Origin of the sequence: Allosediminivita pacifica, from assembly GCF_003054175.1 — a bacterium.
In the GTDB taxonomy this organism is placed as follows: Bacteria; Pseudomonadota; Alphaproteobacteria; order Rhodobacterales; family Rhodobacteraceae; genus Allosediminivita; species Allosediminivita pacifica.
This window is the reverse complement of record NZ_QBKN01000005.1, coordinates 178,535-198,919: the sequence shown is the minus strand read 5'-3', so window position 1 is coordinate 198,919 and position 20,385 is coordinate 178,535. Positions and strand designations below refer to the sequence as shown.

At 65.0% G+C, this 20,385-nt stretch carries 20 protein-coding genes; 3 read left to right on the top strand and 17 right to left on the bottom strand.

Translation table 11 applies throughout. From position 1 onward, the window contains the following. Positions 1-250 precede the first annotated feature (250 nt). The 9 genes from C8N44_RS05850 to C8N44_RS05810 form a co-directional block, all read right to left on the bottom strand. Positions 251-1,042 carry a creatininase family protein gene (locus C8N44_RS05850; protein ID WP_107975232.1) on the bottom strand — a complete coding sequence of 264 codons (792 nt, stop codon included), beginning with the start codon at positions 1,040-1,042 and terminating at the stop codon, positions 251-253. Then, positions 1,039-1,959: an isopenicillin N synthase family dioxygenase gene (locus C8N44_RS05845; protein ID WP_107975231.1), complete on the bottom strand. Its 921-nt coding sequence runs from the start codon at positions 1,957-1,959 to the stop codon at positions 1,039-1,041. Before C8N44_RS05845 ends, C8N44_RS05850 begins: the two co-directional genes overlap by 4 nt. Further along, positions 1,956-2,582 carry an NAD(P)H-dependent oxidoreductase gene (locus tag C8N44_RS05840; protein ID WP_107975230.1) on the bottom strand — a complete coding sequence of 209 codons (627 nt, stop codon included), beginning with the start codon at positions 2,580-2,582 and terminating at the stop codon, positions 1,956-1,958. The genes C8N44_RS05845 and C8N44_RS05840 overlap by 4 nt, the downstream gene beginning before the upstream one ends. Further along, entirely contained in the window at positions 2,583-3,164 is a 582-nt protein-coding gene (locus tag C8N44_RS05835; RefSeq protein WP_107975229.1) for an NAD(P)H-dependent oxidoreductase, read from the bottom strand. It abuts the gene before it with no gap. A gap of 115 nt (positions 3,165-3,279) precedes the next feature. Continuing rightward, positions 3,280-4,674 (bottom strand): FAD-binding oxidoreductase, encoded by a 1,395-nt coding sequence (locus tag C8N44_RS05830; RefSeq protein WP_107975228.1) that lies wholly within the window; start codon positions 4,672-4,674, stop codon positions 3,280-3,282. Further along, complete coding sequence (locus C8N44_RS05825) at positions 4,671-5,936, bottom strand: cytosine deaminase (RefSeq protein WP_107975227.1); 1,266 nt, start codon at positions 5,934-5,936, stop codon at positions 4,671-4,673. The genes C8N44_RS05830 and C8N44_RS05825 overlap by 4 nt, the downstream gene beginning before the upstream one ends. Positions 5,937-5,938: 2 nt before the next feature. Next, positions 5,939-6,799: an ABC transporter permease gene (locus C8N44_RS05820; protein ID WP_107975226.1), complete on the bottom strand. Its 861-nt coding sequence runs from the start codon at positions 6,797-6,799 to the stop codon at positions 5,939-5,941. Next, positions 6,796-7,581 (bottom strand): ABC transporter ATP-binding protein, encoded by a 786-nt coding sequence (locus tag C8N44_RS05815; protein WP_244641001.1) that lies wholly within the window; start codon positions 7,579-7,581, stop codon positions 6,796-6,798. Before C8N44_RS05815 ends, C8N44_RS05820 begins: the two co-directional genes overlap by 4 nt. A gap of 83 nt (positions 7,582-7,664) precedes the next feature. Further along, complete coding sequence (locus C8N44_RS05810) at positions 7,665-8,663, bottom strand: ABC transporter substrate-binding protein (RefSeq protein ID WP_107975225.1); 999 nt, start codon at positions 8,661-8,663, stop codon at positions 7,665-7,667. A gap of 202 nt (positions 8,664-8,865) precedes the next feature. On the opposite strand from C8N44_RS05810, the gene C8N44_RS05805 reads away from it, so the two are divergent. Beyond that, positions 8,866-9,273: a RidA family protein gene (locus C8N44_RS05805; RefSeq protein WP_107975224.1), complete on the top strand. Its 408-nt coding sequence runs from the start codon at positions 8,866-8,868 to the stop codon at positions 9,271-9,273. A 48-nt stretch (positions 9,274-9,321) separates the two neighbouring features. Here C8N44_RS05805 and C8N44_RS05800 read toward each other — a convergent pair whose 3' ends face one another. Together C8N44_RS05800 and C8N44_RS05795 are read right to left on the bottom strand one after the other, a co-directional pair. Next, the gene (locus C8N44_RS05800) at positions 9,322-11,049 is read right to left on the bottom strand and encodes a methyl-accepting chemotaxis protein (protein ID WP_107975223.1); all 1,728 of its coding nucleotides are present in this window, start codon (positions 11,047-11,049) and stop codon (positions 9,322-9,324) included. Between the two features lie 53 nt (positions 11,050-11,102). After that, complete coding sequence (locus C8N44_RS05795) at positions 11,103-11,612, bottom strand: cache domain-containing protein (RefSeq protein ID WP_244641000.1); 510 nt, start codon at positions 11,610-11,612, stop codon at positions 11,103-11,105. Positions 11,613-11,847: 235 nt separating this feature from the next. On the opposite strand from C8N44_RS05795, the gene C8N44_RS05790 reads away from it, so the two are divergent. After that, entirely contained in the window at positions 11,848-12,177 is a 330-nt protein-coding gene (locus C8N44_RS05790) for an SMR family transporter (protein ID WP_107975222.1), read from the top strand. A gap of 45 nt (positions 12,178-12,222) precedes the next feature. Here C8N44_RS05790 and C8N44_RS05785 read toward each other — a convergent pair whose 3' ends face one another. Beyond that, entirely contained in the window at positions 12,223-12,798 is a 576-nt protein-coding gene (locus tag C8N44_RS05785; protein ID WP_107975221.1) for an outer membrane protein, read from the bottom strand. A gap of 277 nt (positions 12,799-13,075) precedes the next feature. Between C8N44_RS05785 and typA the strand changes: the two genes are divergently transcribed. Next, positions 13,076-14,896, top strand: a complete 1,821-nt coding sequence (gene typA / locus C8N44_RS05780; protein WP_107975220.1) for a translational GTPase TypA — start codon at positions 13,076-13,078, stop codon at positions 14,894-14,896. Positions 14,897-14,973: 77 nt separating this feature from the next. Here typA and C8N44_RS05775 read toward each other — a convergent pair whose 3' ends face one another. The 5 genes from C8N44_RS05775 to recA form a co-directional block, all read right to left on the bottom strand. After that, positions 14,974-15,246 (bottom strand): hypothetical protein, encoded by a 273-nt coding sequence (locus tag C8N44_RS05775; protein WP_107975219.1) that lies wholly within the window; start codon positions 15,244-15,246, stop codon positions 14,974-14,976. Positions 15,247-15,618: 372 nt separating this feature from the next. After that, entirely contained in the window at positions 15,619-16,110 is a 492-nt protein-coding gene (locus C8N44_RS05770) for an MOSC domain-containing protein (protein ID WP_308421210.1), read from the bottom strand. Then, positions 16,110-16,397, bottom strand: coding sequence for a DUF1330 domain-containing protein (locus C8N44_RS05765; protein WP_107975218.1), 288 nt, complete (start codon positions 16,395-16,397; stop codon positions 16,110-16,112). Before C8N44_RS05765 ends, C8N44_RS05770 begins: the two co-directional genes overlap by 1 nt. A gap of 4 nt (positions 16,398-16,401) precedes the next feature. After that, positions 16,402-19,074: an alanine--tRNA ligase gene (alaS, locus tag C8N44_RS05760; RefSeq protein ID WP_107975217.1), complete on the bottom strand. Its 2,673-nt coding sequence runs from the start codon at positions 19,072-19,074 to the stop codon at positions 16,402-16,404. A 159-nt stretch (positions 19,075-19,233) separates the two neighbouring features. Continuing rightward, a complete protein-coding gene (gene recA / locus C8N44_RS05755) occupies positions 19,234-20,298 on the bottom strand; it encodes a recombinase RecA (protein ID WP_146178808.1) in 1,065 nt (354 codons plus the stop codon). Between the last annotated feature and the right edge of the window lie 87 nt (positions 20,299-20,385).

The following is a 20,385-nucleotide window of genomic DNA, read 5'->3' as shown; positions in this document are numbered from 1 at the left end:
AAAACCAACCGAGATGCGCCCTAACTTACCGGCGCGCCCCGCCTCGTCTGCCCCTAATGTTCGTTGCCGCGAAGACCGCCAGAACCTCGTCCCGTCCGCCTCCGTGGCGCCCCGTAGCGCCTCAGCGCCGCCGGTGAAGGGGGATTTACGGATTACGCGCCAAACCCGCAAGAGGAAAATTCGCGGAAACCGCAAAAAATGCGCCTGACTTAGCGTCAGAAGCCGTTTTTCGCCCGTGTGCCCTGCCCTGTCAGCCTTTCGGCACAACCGTTGGTGCGGTGGGCAGGTCCATCTTGGCAACCTTTCTCAACAGTTCAATGAACCCCGAGACCTGGTGTTCCGCTGTTTTGGTCCCTTTTTCGGCAGTCGCGGCGCTTGCGTCGCCCACGGTGCCGTCCGGGTTGAGGTCGGAGGCGATCCAGCCCCGGCTGATTCCGCCCACGGGGGGAATCGGATCGGATTCGGCAGACGAGCGGAAATCCTTCGCCTGCTCAATGTCCACGCAGTCCGGACGGAAGGCGAGCATCAGCGAGGTCTCGACGTCGCCGCCGTGTATGCCGAAGCGCAGCTCGTGTTCCGGGTACATGCCATGGGGATGGCCGAAGCCGCCCCATTGGCATTTCACCGCCAGCATCCCCGCCTGCACCCGCAGCTCGCGCGAGAGGATCGAGACGAGGTCGAGGTTCCCCCCGTGCGAGTTCACGATCACCACCTTGCGGTATCCTGCCCTGGCAACCGAAAGCCCGATCTCGGTCCAGGCCGCCAGTGCGGTCTGCGCGCTGAGCGTCAGCGTGCCCTTGGCCCAGAGGTGTTCGTTGGATTTGCCCACGGCCATCACGGGCAGGATCGCCACATCAAGATCCTCGGGGCAGCTTTCACGGAAGCGCCCCAGCATGCCCTCGGCGATCATAGTGTCCGTCCCCACCGGCAGGTGCGGCCCGTGCTGTTCCACCGCGGCCGTGGGCAGTATCGCGATGCTGCGCGCGGGATCCACCGCGTCGAATTCGGGCGCGCGGCGTTCGTACCAGTCGAACCGGCTCATGAGGCCACCTCCGGTGTATAGGTCGCGTCGAGCCGGGAGCGCAGGTAGTCGGCCCCGGTGACGGACGGGTATTTCGGGTCCCCGGTGCCCGGCAGCGCGTCGATCACGCTGTCCGGGTTCGGGTCGAGGAAGAAGGCGATGGACCGTCGCCTGCGGGCCGGCGGCAGCACACGGTGGGGCGTCGAGATGTAGATGTCGTTGGTCCAGCGCATGAGGCAGTCGCCGATGTTGACGACAAAGGCCCCGGGCACGAGCGGCACGTCGGTCCAGTCCCCGCCGCGCGGTTTTACCTGAAGCCCGGCTTCGCCATCGGTCATGAGCAGCGTGGTCGAGCCGTAGTCGGTATGGGCCCCTGCCCCGATCTCGCCCTCCGCGCCCTGGGCAGGCGGATAGGATAGAAGGCGCAACGTCGCCATCGGCGCCGAGAAGTGCCGCGCGAAGAAGTCGGGCCGCAGCCCGAGGTCCAGCGCGATGGCCCGGTGCAGGTCGAGACCAAGCGCCCAGACCATGTCGTAGTAGGCCAGCGTCACGTCCCGGAACATCGGCAGGTCTGGCCAGACGTTCACGCCCCGGAACGGTTTGCCCGCCTGCACCTCGGGGTCCGTCGCGGGCAGGTCGAGGCCGATGTTGAAGGCCTCCTTGCTGTCGACCTGACCCGAAGTGTCGTCGAGCCTCTCACTGCCCATGCGCGCCCAGCCGCGGTTGTGCGGGTTGTTCGAGATGGAGAGCGGGTTCTTCTCGTCGTCCGGCAGCCCGAAAAAGGCGTCGGCCTGCTCGAACATCTGCCTGATCAGTCCGGGGGCAATCGGATGCCCCGCCAGAAGGAAAAAGCCCGTCTCGCGACAAGCCTTTCCGAGCGCCGCGGCAAACCCGGGCAGGTCTTTCTCGTAGTCGGCCCAATCGAGTACGGGGATCATGCCACGGCCTCCTTTTGCTGCGGCACGGGGCCTATGAGCTTGTCGACCTTGCGACGCACCCGACCAAGATGGCGTTCGAGACTGTCACGCTCGGCGGTGTCCATGAGGTAGTGCGCGGCAAAGGCCGTCCGGCATCGCTTAGCGCAGATCAGCCGCAACCCGCGCAGCAGCGTGCGCCGCCCCGGGGCACCGATCATGCGCGTCAGCCACCAGCTTGCCCCGCAGGTGGTGAAGACGCCGAGCCGCGTGATGTGGGTAAGGTTGGCTGCGATGTCCTCGCCCTCGGACTTGGGCATGGCGAAGGCGACGCCCGGCACGAGAACGCGGTCGAGCCAGCCCTTCAGCATGGCAGGCAGTCCGTACCACCACGTCGGGTACACGAAAATAAGAGTATCGCACCACTGGAGCGCCTCGATCTGGTCCTCGATCCCGGCGCGGTTCAGATCCTCGTCGAGATAGTCGCGATGCGCGACCGAACTCATCACAGGATCGAACCCCTCCTTGTAGAGATCGACCAGACGGGTCTGCACGCCGGCCTCCTTCAGTCCCGTCATCACCGTGTCGCGCACGGCGGCGGTGAAGCTTTCCTCGCGGGGATGGCAGTAGACGACGAGGGCGCGCATTCAGAGTGCCTCCATTTCCCGCCGCACGCGCGCGAGGTGCGCGGCGCGTGTCTCGGGGGTGTTCCGGTTCATGTCGTAGAGCGCAAGGTACCGCATCTTCTCGGGCCGGCAGACATGCCAGACCGCGCGGGTCACGCATTTGCGCGGAGGATCGCCTGCCATGAAAGCACGCCAGCGGGTGCCCCCATAGGTGGTGCAGGCGACCAGCTTGCGGATGTGGGTGAGGTTCGGACGCACCCGCCCGTCCACCAGCTTGAACGAGACGCCGGGCAGGAAGACCCGGTCGAGAAAGCCCTTGAGGATCGCCGGATAGCCGAAGTTCCAGACCGGGAAGACCATGACCAGCGCGTCCGCGGCGAACAGGCGGTCGACGTAGGGTTTGACAGGTTCGAGGTTGGCGGGCTGATCGTGATAGCCACGGCGTTCCAGTTCGGTCAGCACCGGCAGGAACCCTTCGGCGTTGAGATCGCAGTCGTCGACCTCCCAGCCCTTTGCTTCCAGCGTGTCCACCACCGTTTCGTGCACCACCGCGTTGAAGCTTTCAGGGCACGGGTGGGCGTAAAGAACCATCGCGCGGCTCATGCATGTGCCCCCTCACCCCGCCCCTGTCCCCCGAGGGGAGAGGGAGCCGCCCGGCGGCGCCGTCGGAAGATGTTGCCCCCTCTCCCCTCGGGGGACAGGGGCGGGGTGAGGGGTGTCATTCGGCGGCCCTCATCTGCGGGTAGGCGTACATCTTCTCGTAGGTCCAGTCAGGATCGTCCCAGGCGATCATCTTGCCGGGGTTCAGCAGACCCTTGGGATCGGCCTCGCGCTTGAAGTTCAGCTGCGTCGGGTCCGCGTGCTGCCGGCCGCCCTCTTCCAGCGTGTAGCGATGCGGGTTGAAGATCAGCGCGCCGGCCTCCTCGTGCAGGCGGATGATCTCGTCCAGCCGTTCCTCGGTGGTGAACTTCACGAGGCTGAGGCCCGCGAAGCCGATCTTGCCGTTCTGGCGGATGGCCTCGAGGTGCTGCAGCACCTCGGGCGAGAAATCGGCGCGGATCTTCTCGATCAGCTCGCGGTGCTCGGGGAAGGCGTAGCGGACCTGCAGGTAGGTGATCGAGGAATCGAACTTGAGCGCGCGCAGCGTGGTGTGGTTCCAGCCATACTCGAACACCGGCCCGGGGTGCCGCGGCCAGTCGTGGTCGTCGCTGCGGTAGATCATGGTACAGTCTGGTCGCCGGTTCAGGAAGGTCAGGAAGGCATCCATCGACTGCGGCGCCACCATGAGCCCGACGAGGTTGGTGCCCTCGCCCACGTGCGGCTTCACCCGCTGGAAATAGCTGTGCGCGATGGGCGCCTCGTAGACCGAGGCGATCTTGAGCAGGATGCCGTCCTCGTTGGCCAGCTCGTCGGCAAAGGCCATGGCCGTGCCGAAATCGTCGGCGGCGACAAAGATGCCGGTCCAGTCGTAGGCCGGGGCCAGCGGCAGTTCGAGCTCGGTAATGATGCCGTTGGTGCCGTAGGCGTGGCTTACGCGGGCCAGTTCCTCGCCCCGGAACTCGAGCACGCGGGGCTTTTCTTCCATGGTAACCACGCGCAGGCGGATGATGTTGCCCAGGTCACGCAGCGAGCCCCAGTGCACCGATCCGACCCCGCCGGAACCACCGGCGATGAAGCCGCCGATCGTGGCCGTCGACCAGGTGGACGAGAACATGCGCAGTTCCTGCCCTGAATCCTCCTGGCAGTGCGCGTCGAGGTCCTTGAGCAGCACGCCCGGCTCGCAGACCACGCGGCCCGGGTTCACCTCCTTCACCTTGTCCATGTGGCGCAGGTGCATGACGCAGCCGCCGGCAAGCGGCATGGCCTGACCGTAGTTGCCCGTCCCTGCCCCACGTGTCGTCACAGGCACGTCATGGGCATAGCAGGTCTTCAACACCTCGATCACCTCGGCCTCGTTCTTTGGCCGAACGACGAAATCGGCCACCACGTGGTCGAGCCGCGCCTTGAGCACCGGCGAATACCAGAAGAAGTCGCGCGAGGCGGCAGTGATTGCCGTGTCGCGCTCCTCGATGTCGAGGTGGGCCAGCGCAGCCTTGCAGGCGTCTATGTTCATGGTGTCCTCATGAGGTCGTCGAGTTCGGAATAATCGGGCAGCGTGCGGTCGATGGCCCTGCCCTCACGCAGCACGATCCGGTCGCTTTGCGGTCTGGCATAAAGCTCGGTCCACTCTCGCGCGCGGCAGATCACGAGATCCGCGGGCGCGCCGGGTTCGAGAGAGGGGATGTCAAAGCCGCAGGTCTGTGCAGGCGTGGTCGTGACCGTGCGCACCCAGTCGGTCTCGGAATGGTCGAGGTGCGCGATCCGCGTCGCCTGCCGCAGCACCTCGAGCATGTCGAGATCGCCGTAGGCATAGAAGGGATCGCGCGTGTTATCCGAGGCGAAGCTGACCGGGATCCCCCGCGCCTTCATCTCGTGCACCAGCGTGACGCCCCTGCCCCGCGGCGTGCGAGCCGGATGCCGGTCCTGAAGGTAGAGGTTGCACATGGGCAGGCTCACGACCTGCAACCCGGCCTTGGCGACAAGGTCCAGCGTGTCCATCGCGCGTGCCTCGTCCTGCGTGGACAGAGAACAGCAGTGCCCCACGACCACCGGCCCATCAAAGCCCGTGTCGATGACCGATTGCGCCACGTCGCGCAGCGTCTCGACATCCGCGTTCATGGTCTCGTCCACGTGCAGGTCGGCCGACAGCCCGCGCTCGGCCGCCATCGTGAAATAGGCGTCGAGCCGATCGCGAATGCCCTCCATCGGGAAGGTGACCAGCCCGAAGGCGCCCCCTGCCCCGGCCAACGCATCGGCGATCGCGACAAGATCCTCGTCCCGGTCGTAGGCATCGACCGTCATCAGGCTGGAGAACTGCAACTCGACACGCCCGGCCCACTTCTCGCGCAGCGCGGTCATCGCAGGCAGGCTGCGCTTGTACTGCCCGCCCATGCTGTCCATGTGCGTGCGGATCGCGCGGGTCCCGTGGGCATAGGCCGAGCGGATACCGAACTCCATCCGCGCCATCACGTCCTCGGTCGTCCAGTTGGCGTGATCCTCGCGCACCGTGTTCAACGCGCCATCGAAGGTCCCGTCGGGGTTCGGGGCACGGTGCCAGATGTGCCCCTTGTCGAGGTGCGTGTGCATGTCGGTGAAGCAGGGCAGCACCATGGCCCCCGCCATCTGCACGTCCGCGCCGCCCGGGGCTGCGATCTTGCCTTCGCTGATCCCGATGTCGATCCGCAGGAGGTCCCCGTCCCGCCCGACCAGGCAGGCCGGAACAGTCACGTCGCGCAGGGTGAAATGCCCCGTCGCGGGCAAAGTCTTGAAGTCCATTGTCATTCTCGTTTGAGCGCGCTTTCGTGCCAGCGGAAGAGCGCCAGGTAGGAGATCAGGCTCATGACGGCGAAGATCACAACGCCCATGCACGAGATCATGATGAGCGCCGCGTAGAGACGCCCGAAGTTGAACCGGTAGGACGCCTCGAGCAGCGTCGAGGCAAGGCCGAGGCCAGTGCCCGCACGGCCGATCACGAACTCCGCCACCACAGCACCGATCAGGGCAAGGCCGCCCGCGATCTTAAGGCCACCGAGGAAGTAGGGCAGCGCCGAGGGGGCCGCGAGGTAGCGCAACCGTTGCCAGCGCGTCGCCCCGTAGATGGTGAAGAGATCCTCGAGGTTGTGGTCGGTCGACTTCAACCCGATCGTCGTGTTCGAAAGAATCGGGAAGAAGGCCACGATCCACGCGCAGAGCAGCGCGGCCACGAAGGCGTTTTCCACGTAGATCTGCAGGAGCGGCGCGATGGCCACCACGGGCGTCACCTGCAGGATCACCGCATAGGGAAAAAAGGACATCTCGGCCCACTTGCTCTGGGTGAATGCCACAGCCAGCGTAACCCCGCCGATCACGGCGAACAGCAGCGCCAGCAGGGTCAGCCGCCCGGTAATAAGCAGCGCCGGGTAAAGCAGCCCCCAGTCCTCGATCAAGGACTGCGCGACCAGCACCGGCCCCGGCAGGATGTAATGCGGCACCTCCCACAGCGTGACGTAGAGATGCCAGGCCAGCACCGTCACCACCAGCACCAGCGAGGGCAGCATCCAGCGGGCCACCTTCATCCTCCGATCGCGGCGGTAGCGCGCAGCCTCTTCGGCGTCTTCGGTCGGCGCGCTGGCCGAGGTTGTCGTGTCGGTGACGCTCATGCGGCCTCTCCGATGGCTTGGTGCAGCGCGTCCGAGGCCTGCCGACAGAAGCCGGCATAGTCCGCAGAGGTGCGGAATTCCTCGTCGCGCGGATAAGGGGCGTCGACCGTCAGTTCGCGGATGACGCGGCCGGGGCGCGCGGCCATGACCACGATGCGATCCGACAGGAAGACGGATTCGAAGACCGAGTGGGTCACGAAGATCACCGTGCAGCCGATGGCCTCGCGCAGCGCCAGCAGGTCGTTGTTGAGCTTGTGGCGCGTGATCTCGTCCAGCGCGGCAAAAGGTTCGTCCATGAGGATGAGCCGCGGCTTGGTCACCATGGCCCGTGCGATGGCCACGCGCATCTTCATCCCGCCCGAGAGCTCACGCGGAAAGGACCGCTGAAACTTCTCCAGCCCCACCAGCTTCAGCGCCTCGAGCACGTCGTCCTTCACCTCGGAATAGGGCGTACCGCGCAGGCGGAACGGCAGGTAGACGTTGTCCACCACCCGCGCCCAGGGCATCAGCGTCGGTTCCTGGAAGACGACGCCGAGATCGCCGTTCCCCTGCCCGCCGGTCCAGCGGATATTGCCGGAGGTGGGCGTCATCAGCCCCGAGATCAGGCGCAGCGCGGTCGACTTCCCGCAGCCCGAGGGGCCCAGCAGGGATATGAAGTCACCGTCGTTGACCTGGAGGTTCATGTCCTTCAGCGCGACAATGTCGCCGCGGAAGGTCTTTTCCACATGGCTCATCTGCAGAAGCGTCTCACGCTCCGCCAAAGGCGCGCGGGCAGCCGGCATCGGAAATCCTTCGTCGTCTTGGCGCGGGCCGGGGATACGGCGGGCGCAAAGGCGGGGCTGCAATGCCCCGCCTCGGTGTCAGGTTACTGCGTCATCAGGTCCATGCCGACGCCCTTGCCCACGAACTGGGTGTCGTAGGCGGCCTGCCAGTCGATGTCGTCCTCGATCACGCCGGCCTCAACCATCTTGGTATAGAAGTCGCCGACCTTCTCCTCGGTGATGACCCCAATACCCATCTCCTCGGCGTCACCCGAGACGACGATGCCCTCGGCCTTCATCTGCTCGATGGCAAAGTCGATCTTGTCCTGCGTCATCTCCGGGTTGTCGGACATGATCATCTCGTTGGCGGCGCTGTTGTCACCGTAGAGGTAGTTGTACCAACCCTTGATCGAGCCCTCGACGAAGCAGGTCACTTCCTCGGGCTTGTTCTCGATCGTGTCGGCCATGGTCTCGATCGTCGTGGCGTAGGTCGAATAGCCCGCGTCGGCGATCAGGAAGGTATCCGGCGTGAAACCACCTTCCTTTTCAACAAGATACGGCTCGGAGCTCAGGTAGCCCTGCATGCCCATGCCCTCGTCGGCGAGGAAGGGCGCGGGATTGAAGGTGTAGGGTTCGCGCTGTTCGGGGGTGAAGCCGTAGGCGGCGATCATCCACTGGTAGAAGGACTGGTAGCCGTTGTCGCCGATTAGCAGCGTCAGGTCCTTGAGGTCCTCGAAGCTTTCGGCGACGCCCGGGTGGGTCACGATGACCTGCGGGTGCTTCTGGAAGATCGCAGCGACCGAAACCACCGGCACGCCTTCCTTCACGGCGTTGAAAGCCTGAAGCAGGTCGCCGCCCATATGGTAATCGATCCGCCCGGCGAGCATGAGCGCCCTGTTGTTCACCTGCGGCCCGCCCGGGACGACAGTCACGTCGAGTCCGCATTCCTCGTAGGTGCCGTCGGCCACAGCCTGGTAGAAGCCACCATGCTCGGCCTGGGCCACCCAGTTGGTTCCATAGCTGACCTCGACCAGATCCTGTGCCTGGGCGGCGGCCCCGGCGCAGAGGGCCGAGCCGGCCAGAAGTAGCGTGCGCGTTTTCATGCGATTCTCCCCGTTGTTCTGCGCCGGATATTTCCGGGACAGACACAGGAGCGCACGGCGGGTCGCGAGATGACAAGAGCACACTTCCGGAGTATGCTCACTACTTCGGCACAAGCGGGCTTGGCGCCTCATAATGAGGCAGAAATGGCGCCCGTGGCGCTTCCGGCTTGGCAGTGTGGCACCACTTGGGCAGATTGGCCGCATGAGCGACCGCCCCTACCTGCGCAGCCTGACACCGGCGAGTATCGCCCCGCCTTTCGCGCGCTACGCGCATGGTGTGGCGGTCGACAAGGCAGCCGGCCTTGTCGTCACATCGGGCCAGCTGGCGCTTGCGCCGGGCGGCGCAGTGCCCGACGGCGCGGAAGCACAGGCGGAGCTCTGCTTTGCCAACATCGACGCCATCCTGACCGAAGCGGGCACGGGCCGGGAGAACATCCTCAGGATCAATGCCTTTGTCACCGGACGAGAGCACATGGCCGGCTACATGGCCGCGCGCGATGCCTGGCTTGCCCGAGTCGAGCATTTGCCGGCATCGACGCTGATGATCGTGTCGGGCTTCACACGCCCCGAATTTGTGGTCGAGATCGAGGCCATGGCCGCGATTCTCTGAACCTCGCGTTCCAAAGGATTGTGCGCGGTCTGCACCAAACGGCGCACCTCAAGCCGCGCGCGCAGCACCCTCGCCTGCGGTTCTCTCTGCGACGTCGAACTTGCCCATGAGCCGGATCATGTTGCCTGCATCGGTCCGCAGCATCTGAGCTGCGGCCGTCGCTTCCTCGACCATCGCAGCATTCTGCTGCGTGACACGGTCTAGGTTGGTCACACCGACATTGATCTCGTTGAGACCCTGCGCCTGTTCTCCGGCGCTGGCCGCGATCTGGCTCACATGGCGCGAGATATCCTCGACGCTCGACACGACCTCGTGCAGGGCCTCTCCTGCCCGCTGGACGAGTTGGGCGCCGTCCTTGATGTGCGCAGTCGAGGTGCCCACAAGGCCCTTGATCTGCTGGGCCGCATCGGAACTGCGCTGTGCCAGGGCGCGCACCTCGCTCGCCACGACCGCGAACCCCTTGCCGGACGCACCGGCGCGCGCCGCCTCGACGCCTGCGTTCAACGCAAGCAGGTTGGTCTGGAAGGCGATATCGTCGATGACCGAGATGATCTGACCGATCTGCTCCGCACTGTCCTCGATCTTCGACATGGCCGTCACCGCCTGACTCATGACCGTGCCATTGCGCCTGGCCAGTTCCGAAGCACTCCCGACGGACATGTCGACTTCCTTCGCTCCGTCGGCGGCTTCCTTGACCATGTTGAGAAGCTGGTCGAGGGCAGCCGCACTTTCCTCGAGCGTGGCAGCCTGGGTCTCGGTCCGGCGCGCCAGATCATCCGAGGCGCGCCCGATCTCGTCGGCGCCGCTGTGGATGCTCTCGGCACCTTCCTTGACGGCGGCAATCGCCGCCCGAAGGCTGTCGAGCGCGCGATTGTAGTTGCGGCGGAGGGTCTCATAATCTTCCGGGAATTCCTGGTGAAGCTTGTGGGTCAGCACCCCCTCGGCCAGGGCGTCGAGTCCCTGGCTCAGGTGGTGCACAACTTCGGCCTGAGCAGCATGCTGTTCGCCCCGCAGCCGCTCGCTCTCGCGGCCTTGTGCAAGCGCCTCGACGAGCTGACCGAGGTTGCGGGCAATTGCACCGACCTCGTCGCTGCGGTCCTGCATGGGAACCGCGGTCTCGTAGTCGCCATCGGCAACCGTTCGGATCGAGCGGCTCAGACCCCGCATGGGCAGCATCAGCATGCGTCTCAGGCAGTAAAGCGTGAAAGCCAGCATGCAGAGCATCACCGCACCGGCCACGAGCCGGATCATCATTCGATCGTCAGCGATAGCGGCCTGGGCAGCCTCATCGCTCAGGCCGATGGCTACGGCGCCGACGGCCGTTCCGTCATCCGTCACGACGGGTCGGGCGACGAGCAGGCCGGCTCCACCCCGTACCGCTGCGCCGGTTTCCAGCGCTTCGCGCGCCATCGCAGCAAGCTCCCCCTGCGAAAGGGTAGGCTCACCCGGGGCCGCTACGATTTCCGCCTCACGGTTCAGCACCACCGAAGCGCGGCCAGCAGCACCGGTACTCGCGATCGCCTCTTCCGCGACCGCTTCGATCTGCGGCAGAACGTTAAACCGGAGTGGCTGGACCAGCGTCATGGCCTTCGCCTCCACTGTTCGCTCGGCAAGATCCACAACACTTTGGCGGGCAAGCTGCATGTTCAGCCGTTCGGACTGAAAGGCGAGCACCACGGCGACGATAATCGTATTCAGCGCCACCAGCGCGGCACATTTCACGAAAACTGTGCGCAGCGCGCCACCGGCGCCCGGCTTCATGCGGGGGATGGCCATATCGGGGTATTCCTCGTCTGGAAGGTTGGCGAGCGAAGGCGCGCCCGCCGCAATTACATCAGGGCATCCGCCACGATGCCAACGGTCATGGCACCCACTGGCTTTCCGGACTCGTCCGTGATGGTGAGCGAAATCTGCGCCTGGTAGGTCTGGCTCGACTCGTCGAATTCGACGTCGCCGAAATGGACGGCCTCCGGACCCGCATTATAGGTCTCCGTGAACTTTGCTTCGTCGCCCTGCCAGTAGTCCGACGTTACCGCAGACGCCGCGACGTTGAGCCCCTGGGCATCCATCACGAAAATCTCGGTGATCGTTCCGCCAGAGGCGGCAACATGCTCCCGCAGGAAATCCGCGGCTACCCCGGTCACGACCGGGTCGATCGTCGGGGTTTCGGACATTCCCACCTCGGAGCGCCAGGCCTGGTCAAGGCGATCGATCTCAGCGGAATCGTATCCGGCGGTCTGCGCATTCTGCTTCTGGATGGCGGAAACCAGCACCGGGTCGGACGCCCATGGCGCGATAGACTGGTCGAGATAGCCTTCCATCGCGGAGCGATAGTCCATTGCGAAGGCTCCGTTGGCCACGAGAGCCAGAAAGGATGCAGAAAGAAGTCGGCGGGGCATGGCGGCACTCATCAGTTGATGCGGAGTTCGCCCACCATTGCTGCAATCCCCTACCCGACGCTTAATACAGCCACGTTCCTCAGCATAAAATCTGTGTCAGGTGCCGTCCGCCGCCGCTTTCGCCGCGCGAACGGATGGCCTAAGCCTTGACCGGCATCAAAGTCCGGAGCTTGCCTTGCCCTACGTACTCCTCGCCTTTGCCGTGTTTTGCGAAACCGTCGGCACCACTGCGCTTCAGGCCAGCCAGCAGTTCACGCGGCTCTGGCCCAGCGTCGTCGTGGTTCTTGGCTACGGCGCGGCATTCTACCTGCTCGCGCTTGCTCTCAACCATTTTCCGGTGGGCATCGCCTATGCGATCTGGTCAGGTTTGGGGATCGTTTTCATCGCTGCGATCGGTCTGCTTGCCTTCGGGCAGCGGCTCGATCTCCCGGCAGTGATCGGGATGGGGCTGATCCTTGCGGGTATCTTGGTGATCCACCTGTTCTCGGATACCAGCCCTCACTGAATCAATACGCCCGGCCGAAGCCGGGCGTATCTGGTCAACTCGAGATCAGAAGCGGAATGCGCCGCGGATCGCGATCGAGTCGGAGGTCACGTCGCCGTCGGCGTCGTCGACATCGTCAAACTTGTCGGCCAGGTATTCGGCACCGATGGTGAAGTTGTCGGTGATCTTGTAGTCCATGCCGAGACCCAGCGTCGCGCCGGTGGTGTCCTCGACGTGTGCCGCACCGCCGGTGAGGTACACCAGCGCCGGGCCAGCATCGTAACCGGCACGCAGCTTCGCACGCGAAATGCCGTCGTAGTCGACGCCATTGACGCTCAGGTCGTCCGCGCCTTGATACTCAAGCTCGCCACCGAGGACGAAACGGCCGAAGTCGTAGTCGTAGCCGCCGAACACGCCGTAGGACGCGCTGTCGTCGTCATCGCTGTCGTCTTCGATCGACAATGCGCCGAAGCTCAGACCGACGTAGCCGCCGGTCCAGTCACCGCCGAGGTTCACCGGAGCCGCGGGCTCGACAGCCACGGGGGTCACGGGGGTTTCGACAACCGGCTCGCTCATGCTGCCGGCCTGCGCCGCGCCTGCTGCAACCACGGCCATCACTGTCAGACTGGTCAGAGTTTTCATTTTCTCGCTCCTGTATGCGTTTTGACGCGGCACCACTATCGCGCTGCCACGCGGAAGGTAAACACGGTGACCGATCACGTGTTCCCGAGGTCGACGCGAGGGAAGCAACTTTTCGCTCAGCGGTTTGCGCCGCCGGCGGATGACCGCCGCCGCGACAATCAGCGCGTGACTGCCATGGAACCCGGGACACAGCTCATGCTGCAGGTACCGATAGGCTCTGGTAAAAGCCGCCCTTCACCGTTACGTGCCGCCCAACTATCCTTGAAAGGCAGATGACATGGAGCTTCGCAATATTGCGATCATTGCCCACGTGGACCACGGAAAGACGACGCTCGTGGACGAGCTGCTCAAGCAGTCGGGCGCCTTCCGCGAGAACCAGGCCGTGGCAGAACGCGCGATGGACAGCAACGATCTCGAACGCGAGCGTGGTATCACGATCCTGGCCAAGGCCACGAGCGTGGAATGGAAGGGCACGCGGATCAACATCGTGGACACCCCCGGCCACGCCGACTTCGGCGCCGAGGTGGAACGGATCCTGTCGATGGTCGACGGCGTGGTATTGCTCGTGGACGCGGCCGAGGGGCCGATGCCGCAGACCAAGTTCGTGACCTCGAAGGCGCTGGCGCTCGGCCTGCGGCCCATCGTGGTCCTGAACAAGGTCGACAAGCCCGACGCGGAACCCGACCGCGCGCTGGACGAGGTCTTCGACCTTTTCGGTGCCCTAGACGCGGACGAGGATCAGCTCGACTTCCCGCACATGTATGCGTCGGGCCGGTCCGGCTGGGCCGATCACGAGCTCGACGGGCCGCGCAAGGATCTCTCCGCGCTCTTCAAGCTGATCGTCGATCATGTGCCGGCCCCCAAACAGGTGGCCCATGAAGACGACGACTTCCGCATGCTCGCGACCACGCTCTCGGCCGACCCCTTCCTCGGCCGGATCCTGACCGGCCGCGTCGAAAGCGGAAAGCTCAAGGTCGGCGCCACCGTGCAGGCGCTCAGCCGCATGGGTCAGAAGGTCGAACAGTTCCGGGTCAGCCGCATCCAGGCGTTCCGCGGCCTCGCCTACCAGGACATCGAGGAGGCACGCGCCGGCGACATCGTCACGCTCGCGGGCATGCAGAAGGCCACCGTGGCCGACACCATCTGCGCGCTGGCCGTGGACGAGCCCCTGCCCTCGCTGCCCATCGACCCACCGACCATCACCGTGACCTTCGGCATCAACGACAGCCCGCTCGCGGGCCGCGACGGCAAGAAGGTCCAGAGCCGCGTCATCCGCGAACGGCTCATGAAGGAAAGCGAATCCAACGTCTCGATCCGGGTGAAGGACACGCCGGGCGGCGAGGCCTTCGAGGTTTCGGGCCGTGGCGAACTCCAGATGGGCGTCCTCATCGAGAACATGCGCCGCGAGGGCTTCGAGCTGTCGATCTCGCGCCCGCAGGTGATCATGAAGGAAGAGGATGGCCAGCTTCTCGAACCCATCGAGGAAGCCACCATTGACGTGGATGACGACTACTCCGGTGCCGTCATCGAAAAGCTCACCGGCACCCGCAAGGGCGAGCTGGTCGAGATGAAGCCCGCCGGCACCGGCAAGACCCGCATCGTGGCCCACGTACCGGCGCGTGGCCTGATCGGCTATCACGGCGAGTTCCTGACCGACACGCGCGGCACCGGCGTGATGAACCGCGTCTTCCACGGCTGGGCCGCACACAAGGGGCCGATCCCCGGCCGGCGTGCGGGCGTGCTCATCTCGATGGAGGACGGCGATGCCGTGGCTTACGCTCTGTGGAACCTCGAGGAGCGCGGCAAGCTCTTCATCGGCGCGCAGGAAAAGGTCTACCAGGGCATGATCATCGGCGAGCATTCGCGCGAGAACGACCTCGAGGTGAACCCGCTCAAGGGCAAGAAGCTCACCAACGTGCGCGCCTCGGGCTCGGACGACGCGGTGCGCCTGACCACCCCGATCACGCTCAGCCTCGAAGAGGCGATCGCCTACATCAACGACGACGAGCTGGTCGAGGTCACGCCGAACGCCGTGCGCCTGCGCAAGCGCCACCTCGATCCGCACGAGCGCAAGCGCGCTTCGAAATCCAACGGCTGACACCCGTGACGGGCGGCACGAAATGAAAAAAGGCGCGGGACAACCCCGCGCCTTTTCTTTTGGGATGCTCCTGGAGATCAGGATCTGCAGGGCGCCTTGCGAGCAATGTAATGCCCCGGCTGCGTCATGTGCTCGATCTCCTTGTAGACCGGCGGATACCAGACCTTCACCATCTGGCCGTTCTTGTATTCCCACTCCTTGTGGCCGGCCATGATCAGTTTCTTTGAATACTCGTACGATGCCGGGACCCAGACCTTGTCGTAGCAGGCAACGACCTGGCCTTCCCACGCCATTGCGGGTGCGGCGAAAGCGGTAACGGCGAAGAATGCGCCAGCAACAATCTTTTTCATGATGATGTATCTCCCGAAAAATTGTAGGTGCCTCAAGTCTATCGAAGATTTTTGCGCGCGCGCGACAGGTATTCCTGACCTCGGGGAAGTTTTCGCAGGCATTCTCGGCAAATAGACCGCCAGACCCGGCGAGTGTGCCCGCGGAGACATATTCTCGCCATATATTCAGGTGTGCCCTTTCCGGGAGGAATGACCGGGATCGGGAATTCTCCTGAATTCGGGAAATTCTCTCGCGACCGAGTTGAAATTGAGGTCGCGGCACGAATCGTTTGGGCAGCTTTTCGCCGGTATACCCGCGGCGCATCCCACAGATACTGCGAAAGATTTGACCTGACACGACGGCCCCGGGCTCGGGGCTTGGCGGCAATCCGCCTATCCCGCGTCCTCATCCCCATCGGGCCTCACGCAGTCCCCAAGCCTCAAGGTGCCGACCCTGACGACTTCGGCGTAGACGCCGCCGTGGCCGCGCATGGCCGTGTATCCGCCGGCACCAAGCGCCTGCTCCATCCGCGAACAGGGCGGACAGGGTGCAGTAATCGAAAGGACGACATCGCCGATCGCAATCCTGCGATTGCGCAGCGCGATAAGGTTCAGCCCTGAAACCACAAGGTTGCGGCGGAGCATTTCCGGCGCAACGTCATGCAGCTTCGCGAGCGCGGCAATGACTGGCAGATGCTCGGACTGAATAAGGGTCACCGCCCGCCGGCCCGCGCCGGCATGATCCCCTTCGAGACCGGCGTCGCAGACATCGGCCGTCTCGACAGCCAGCAAGGGCTCCCGCCTGGCCGGGCGCAGGCCGATCCACTCCAGCCGCCCTGCCCCGGCATGCCGGGCCTGCAGGTCGGCCAGACGCTCCATCTCCATCAGTCGTCGATCTCGACCACCACGAGCTCACGCTCCGAAGCGCCACGCGCGTGGCTCAGCGCCTCCTGGTAGGCATCGCTTTCATAGCAGGCCACGGCCGCATCGACCGATGGGAACTTCGCCACGACGTTGCGCGGCCGGTCCGGCCCCTCGAGCTGCACGTAGCGGCCGCCCCGGGCGAGAAACGTGCCGCCATGCGCGGCAATGGCAGGCCCCGCCAGCTTGGCGTACTTGCCGTAGGCCTCTTCGTCGTTGACCTTCACGTGGGCAATCCAGAGTGCGGGCATATCGTTATCCTCCGATCACGGCTTCTGCGGCCTTGATGGCGGCGTCGGCGTTCGCGGCATCCTTGCCCCCGCCCTGCGCCATATCCGGACGGCCACCGCCGCCCTTGCCGCCCAGTTCACTGACAGCAGCTTTCACGAGATCGACGGCCGAGACCTTGCCGATCAGGTCGTCCGTCACACCGGCGGCCACGGCGGCCTTGCCACCCGCGTCCGCGATCAGCAGGACGGCGCCGCTGCCAAGGCGGCTCTTGTGTTCGTCGATCAGCGGCGGAAGGTCCTTGCCGGTCACACCCGAGAGCACCTGCGCGAGGAACGGCACGCCGTTCACGTCGCGCGCCTCGGTGCCGCCCTGCCCGGCACCGCCGGCCATGGCCAGCTCGCGGCGCAGTTGCGCCACTTCACCTTCAAGCTTGCGACGCTCGTCCATCAGTGCCCGGACCCGCGAGGGCAGGTCGGCGGGGCTGCTGCGCAGCTCGCCCGCAATCTCGGCCACGCGCTGGCTCTGTTCGCTAAGGTAGTCGAAGGCCGCCTGTCCGGTCAGCGCCTCGATCCGGCGCACACCGGCGCTCGACGCGCTGTCGCTTTGCACGACGCAAAGGCCGATCTCGCCGGTCCGCGTCACATGCGTGCCGCCGCAAAGCTCGATCGAGTAGGTCTGACCATCCGCGCCCTTGCCCGAGCCATGCTCGGTCCCCATGGAAACGACGCGCACCTCGTCGCCGTATTTCTCGCCGAAGAGCGCCTGCGCCCCGATGGCCCGCGCGTCGTCGGGCGTCATGATCCGCGTGGTCACCGGGCTGTTCTGCCGGATGTAGGCGTTCACATCCGCCTCGACGCGGCGCAGCTCGTCGTGCGTCAGCGCCTTGGCGTGGCTGAAATCAAACCGCAGACGTTCGGGCGCGTTGAGGCTGCCGCGCTGCGCGACGTGATCGCCAAGCGCATGGCGCAGCGCCTCGTGCAGCAGGTGCGTCGCCGAGTGGTTCGCCCGGATCGCCCCGCGACGTGCGTGATCGACCTCGAGTTGCAGCGCGTCGCCCTTGGACAGCGTGCCGGTCTCGACCGTGATCTGATGCGCGAAGATACGCCCGCCGCCCATGCGCTGGGTGTCCGTCACGCGGGTCCGGTCGTCCTCGTCTTCCAGCCGGCGCAGCCAGCCGGTGTCGCCCACCTGGCCGCCAGCCTCGCCGTAGAACGGCGTCTGGTTCAGCACGGCCCAGCCGCTTTCGCCCGCCTTCAGCGCCGGAACGGTCTCGCCATCTTTCACAAGCGCAAGCACCTGCCCCTCGGCGGTTTCCGTGTCGTAGCCAAGGAAATCGGTCCCGCCGTGCTCCTCGACCAGATCGAACCACACCGCGAGGTCGGCGGATTCGCCGGACCCCGACCAAGCCGCCCGCGCCTTGGCCTTCTGCTCGGCCATGGCGGCATCGAAGCCCGCCTGGTCCACGGCCTTGCCACGCTCGCGCAGCGCGTCCTGCGTCAGGTCCAGCGGAAATCCGAAGGTATCGTAAAGCTTGAAGGCCGCCTCGCCCGGAAGCATGGCGTCGCCCTCGAGCTTGCCCAGTTCCTCGTCGAGCAGCTTCAGCCCGCGGTCGAGCGTCTGCTTGAAGCGGGTTTCCTCCAGCTTCAGCGTCTCCTCGATCAGCGGCTGCGCGCGGACAAGCTCGGGGTACGCCTGCCCCATCTGCCGCACGAGCGCCGGCACCAGCCGGTGCATCAGCGGATCGGTTGCGCCAAGCTGATGCGCGTGGCGCATGGCGCGGCGCATGATGCGGCGCAGCACGTAACCGCGGCCGTCGTTGCTCGGCATGACCCCATCAGCCAGCAGGAACGAGGTCGACCGGAGGTGGTCGGCGATCACGCGGTGATGCGTCTTGCCCGGCCCGTCGGGATCGGTGCTGGTGGCCTCGGCCGAGGCCTCGATCAGGTTGCGGATCAGGTCGGTCGCGTAGTTGTCGTTCGTCCCCTGAAGCAGCGCCGCGACCCGCTCAATCCCCATGCCGGTGTCGATCGACTGCATGTCGAGTTCGCGCATGGTCCCGTCTTCGAACTGCTCGTTCTGCATGAAGACGATGTTCCAGATCTCGACGAAGCGGTCGCCGTCCTCCTCGGGCGATCCCGGAGGGCCGCCCCAGTATTTGTCGCCATGGTCGAAGAAGATCTCCGAGCACGGGCCGCAGGGGCCGGTCGGGCCCATCTGCCAGAAGTTGTCCGAGGTCGCGATGCGGATGATCCGGTCCTCGGGCACGCCGACGCTCTTCCAGATGCGCACGGCCTCTTCGTCGGTGTGGTAGACGGTGACCAACAGTCGGTCCTTCGGGATGCCGAATTCGCCGGTCACCAGTTCCCAGGCAAAGGGAATTGCCTGCTGCTTGAAATAGTCGCCGAAGCTGAAATTCCCAAGCATTTCAAAGAAGGTATGGTGGCGCGCGGTATAGCCGACGTTGTCGAGGTCGTTGTGCTTGCCGCCGGCGCGCACGCATTTCTGCGCGGTGGTCGCACGGTCGTAGGCGCCCTGCTCGACACCGGTGAAACGGTTCTTGAACTGAACCATCCCCGAGTTGGTGAACATCAGCGTCGGGTCGTTCCGGGGCACGAGCGGGCTCGACGGCACGATCTGGTGCCCCTGCTTCTCGAAGTAGGTCAGGAAGGTCGACCGGATGTCGTTCAAACTGGGCATTGTCTAGCGGCCTCGATCTCGGGCGTTGGTTTCGCGCAGATGTATCCTCGGGGCCGCTCGGTGTCCATAAGCTGACCAGCCGCGGCGCAAGGCACCTCTGCAATGCAAAAGGGCGCCCACGGGCGCCCTCTCGAAGGTCTTCGGAAAGAGACGGGAGACTCAGTCCTCTGTCACATCTTCCTCTTCGGTCATCTGGAAATCGAGCCCGTGCGCCGCGCGGATCTTGTCTTCGATCTCCGTGGCGACGCCCGTGTTCTCCTTCAGGAAGGACTTGGCGTTCTCGCGCCCCTGCCCGATGCGTTCATCCCCGTAGGAATACCAGGCTCCCGACTTCTCGACGACGCCGGCCTTCACGCCGAGGTCCAGAAGCTCCCCGGTCTTGGAGATCCCCTCGCCGTACATGATGTCGAACTCGACCTGCTTGAACGGAGGGGCGACCTTGTTCTTCACCACTTTCACGCGGGTGGCGTTGCCGACCACCTCGTCGCGGTCCTTGATCGAGCCGATGCGACGGATGTCGAGCCGCACGGAACTGTAGAACTTCAGCGCGTTGCCGCCGGTGGTGGTCTCGGGGCTGCCGAACATGACCCCAATCTTCATCCGGATCTGGTTGATGAAGACCACCATGCAATTCGACCGCGCGATCGACCCGGTCAACTTGCGCATTGCCTGGCTCATCAGGCGGGCGTGCACGCCGACGTTGCTGTCGCCCATGTCGCCCTCGAGCTCGGACTTCGGCGTCAGCGCCGCGACCGAGTCAACCACGACCATGCTGACGGCACCGGAACGAACCAGCGTGTCGGTGATCTCGAGCGCCTGCTCGCCGGTGTCGGGCTGTGAGATCAAGAGCTCGTCGAGATCGACGCCCAGCTTCTTGGCGTATTGCGGGTCGAGCGCGTGTTCCGCGTCGACAAAGGCGCAGACACCGCCCTTCTTCTGTTCCTCCGCGACCGCATGCAGGGTCAGCGTGGTTTTGCCAGAGGACTCGGGGCCGTAGATCTCGATGATCCGGCCCTTGGGCAGCCCTCCAATCCCGAGCGCGATGTCGAGGCCGAGCGACCCCGTCGAGGTCGACTCGATATCGCGCATGGCATTGTCGCCACCCATTTTCATGATCGACCCTTTGCCGAACTGCCGTTCGATCTGGGCCAGGGCCGAATCCAGCGCCTTCTGCTTGTCGGCCTTGCGCTTGTCGTTCATCGCCAAAAGGTCTGCCGTTGCCATATATTGTGTCCTTGCCCTTATCACACACCCACGGATGGGCCGCAATGAAATGCTTTGTTCGCCCCTTGTTCTCACGAAAGATGAGGC

Coding starts and splice junctions, on each gene's coding strand:
- C8N44_RS05850 (WP_107975232.1), bottom strand. CDS start 1,042: ATGAGCCGGTTCGACTGGTACGAACGCCGCGCGCCCGAATTCGACGCG.
- C8N44_RS05845 (WP_107975231.1), bottom strand. CDS start 1,959: ATGATCCCCGTACTCGATTGGGCCGACTACGAGAAAGACCTGCCCGGG.
- C8N44_RS05840 (WP_107975230.1), bottom strand. CDS start 2,582: ATGCGCGCCCTCGTCGTCTACTGCCATCCCCGCGAGGAAAGCTTCACC.
- C8N44_RS05835 (WP_107975229.1), bottom strand. CDS start 3,164: ATGAGCCGCGCGATGGTTCTTTACGCCCACCCGTGCCCTGAAAGCTTC.
- C8N44_RS05830 (WP_107975228.1), bottom strand. CDS start 4,674: ATGAACATAGACGCCTGCAAGGCTGCGCTGGCCCACCTCGACATCGAG.
- C8N44_RS05825 (WP_107975227.1), bottom strand. CDS start 5,936: ATGGACTTCAAGACTTTGCCCGCGACGGGGCATTTCACCCTGCGCGAC.
- C8N44_RS05820 (WP_107975226.1), bottom strand. CDS start 6,799: ATGAGCGTCACCGACACGACAACCTCGGCCAGCGCGCCGACCGAAGAC.
- C8N44_RS05815 (WP_244641001.1), bottom strand. CDS start 7,581: ATGCCGGCTGCCCGCGCGCCTTTGGCGGAGCGTGAGACGCTTCTGCAG.
- C8N44_RS05810 (WP_107975225.1), bottom strand. CDS start 8,663: ATGAAAACGCGCACGCTACTTCTGGCCGGCTCGGCCCTCTGCGCCGGG.
- C8N44_RS05805 (WP_107975224.1), top strand. CDS start 8,866: ATGAGCGACCGCCCCTACCTGCGCAGCCTGACACCGGCGAGTATCGCC.
- C8N44_RS05800 (WP_107975223.1), bottom strand. CDS start 11,049: ATGGCCATCCCCCGCATGAAGCCGGGCGCCGGTGGCGCGCTGCGCACA.
- C8N44_RS05795 (WP_244641000.1), bottom strand. CDS start 11,612: ATGGACTATCGCTCCGCGATGGAAGGCTATCTCGACCAGTCTATCGCG.
- C8N44_RS05785 (WP_107975221.1), bottom strand. CDS start 12,798: ATGAAAACTCTGACCAGTCTGACAGTGATGGCCGTGGTTGCAGCAGGC.
- typA (WP_107975220.1), top strand. CDS start 13,076: ATGGAGCTTCGCAATATTGCGATCATTGCCCACGTGGACCACGGAAAG.
- C8N44_RS05775 (WP_107975219.1), bottom strand. CDS start 15,246: ATGAAAAAGATTGTTGCTGGCGCATTCTTCGCCGTTACCGCTTTCGCC.
- C8N44_RS05770 (WP_308421210.1), bottom strand. CDS start 16,110: ATGGAGATGGAGCGTCTGGCCGACCTGCAGGCCCGGCATGCCGGGGCA.
- C8N44_RS05765 (WP_107975218.1), bottom strand. CDS start 16,397: ATGCCCGCACTCTGGATTGCCCACGTGAAGGTCAACGACGAAGAGGCC.
- alaS (WP_107975217.1), bottom strand. CDS start 19,074: ATGCCCAGTTTGAACGACATCCGGTCGACCTTCCTGACCTACTTCGAG.
- recA (WP_146178808.1), bottom strand. CDS start 20,298: ATGGCAACGGCAGACCTTTTGGCGATGAACGACAAGCGCAAGGCCGAC.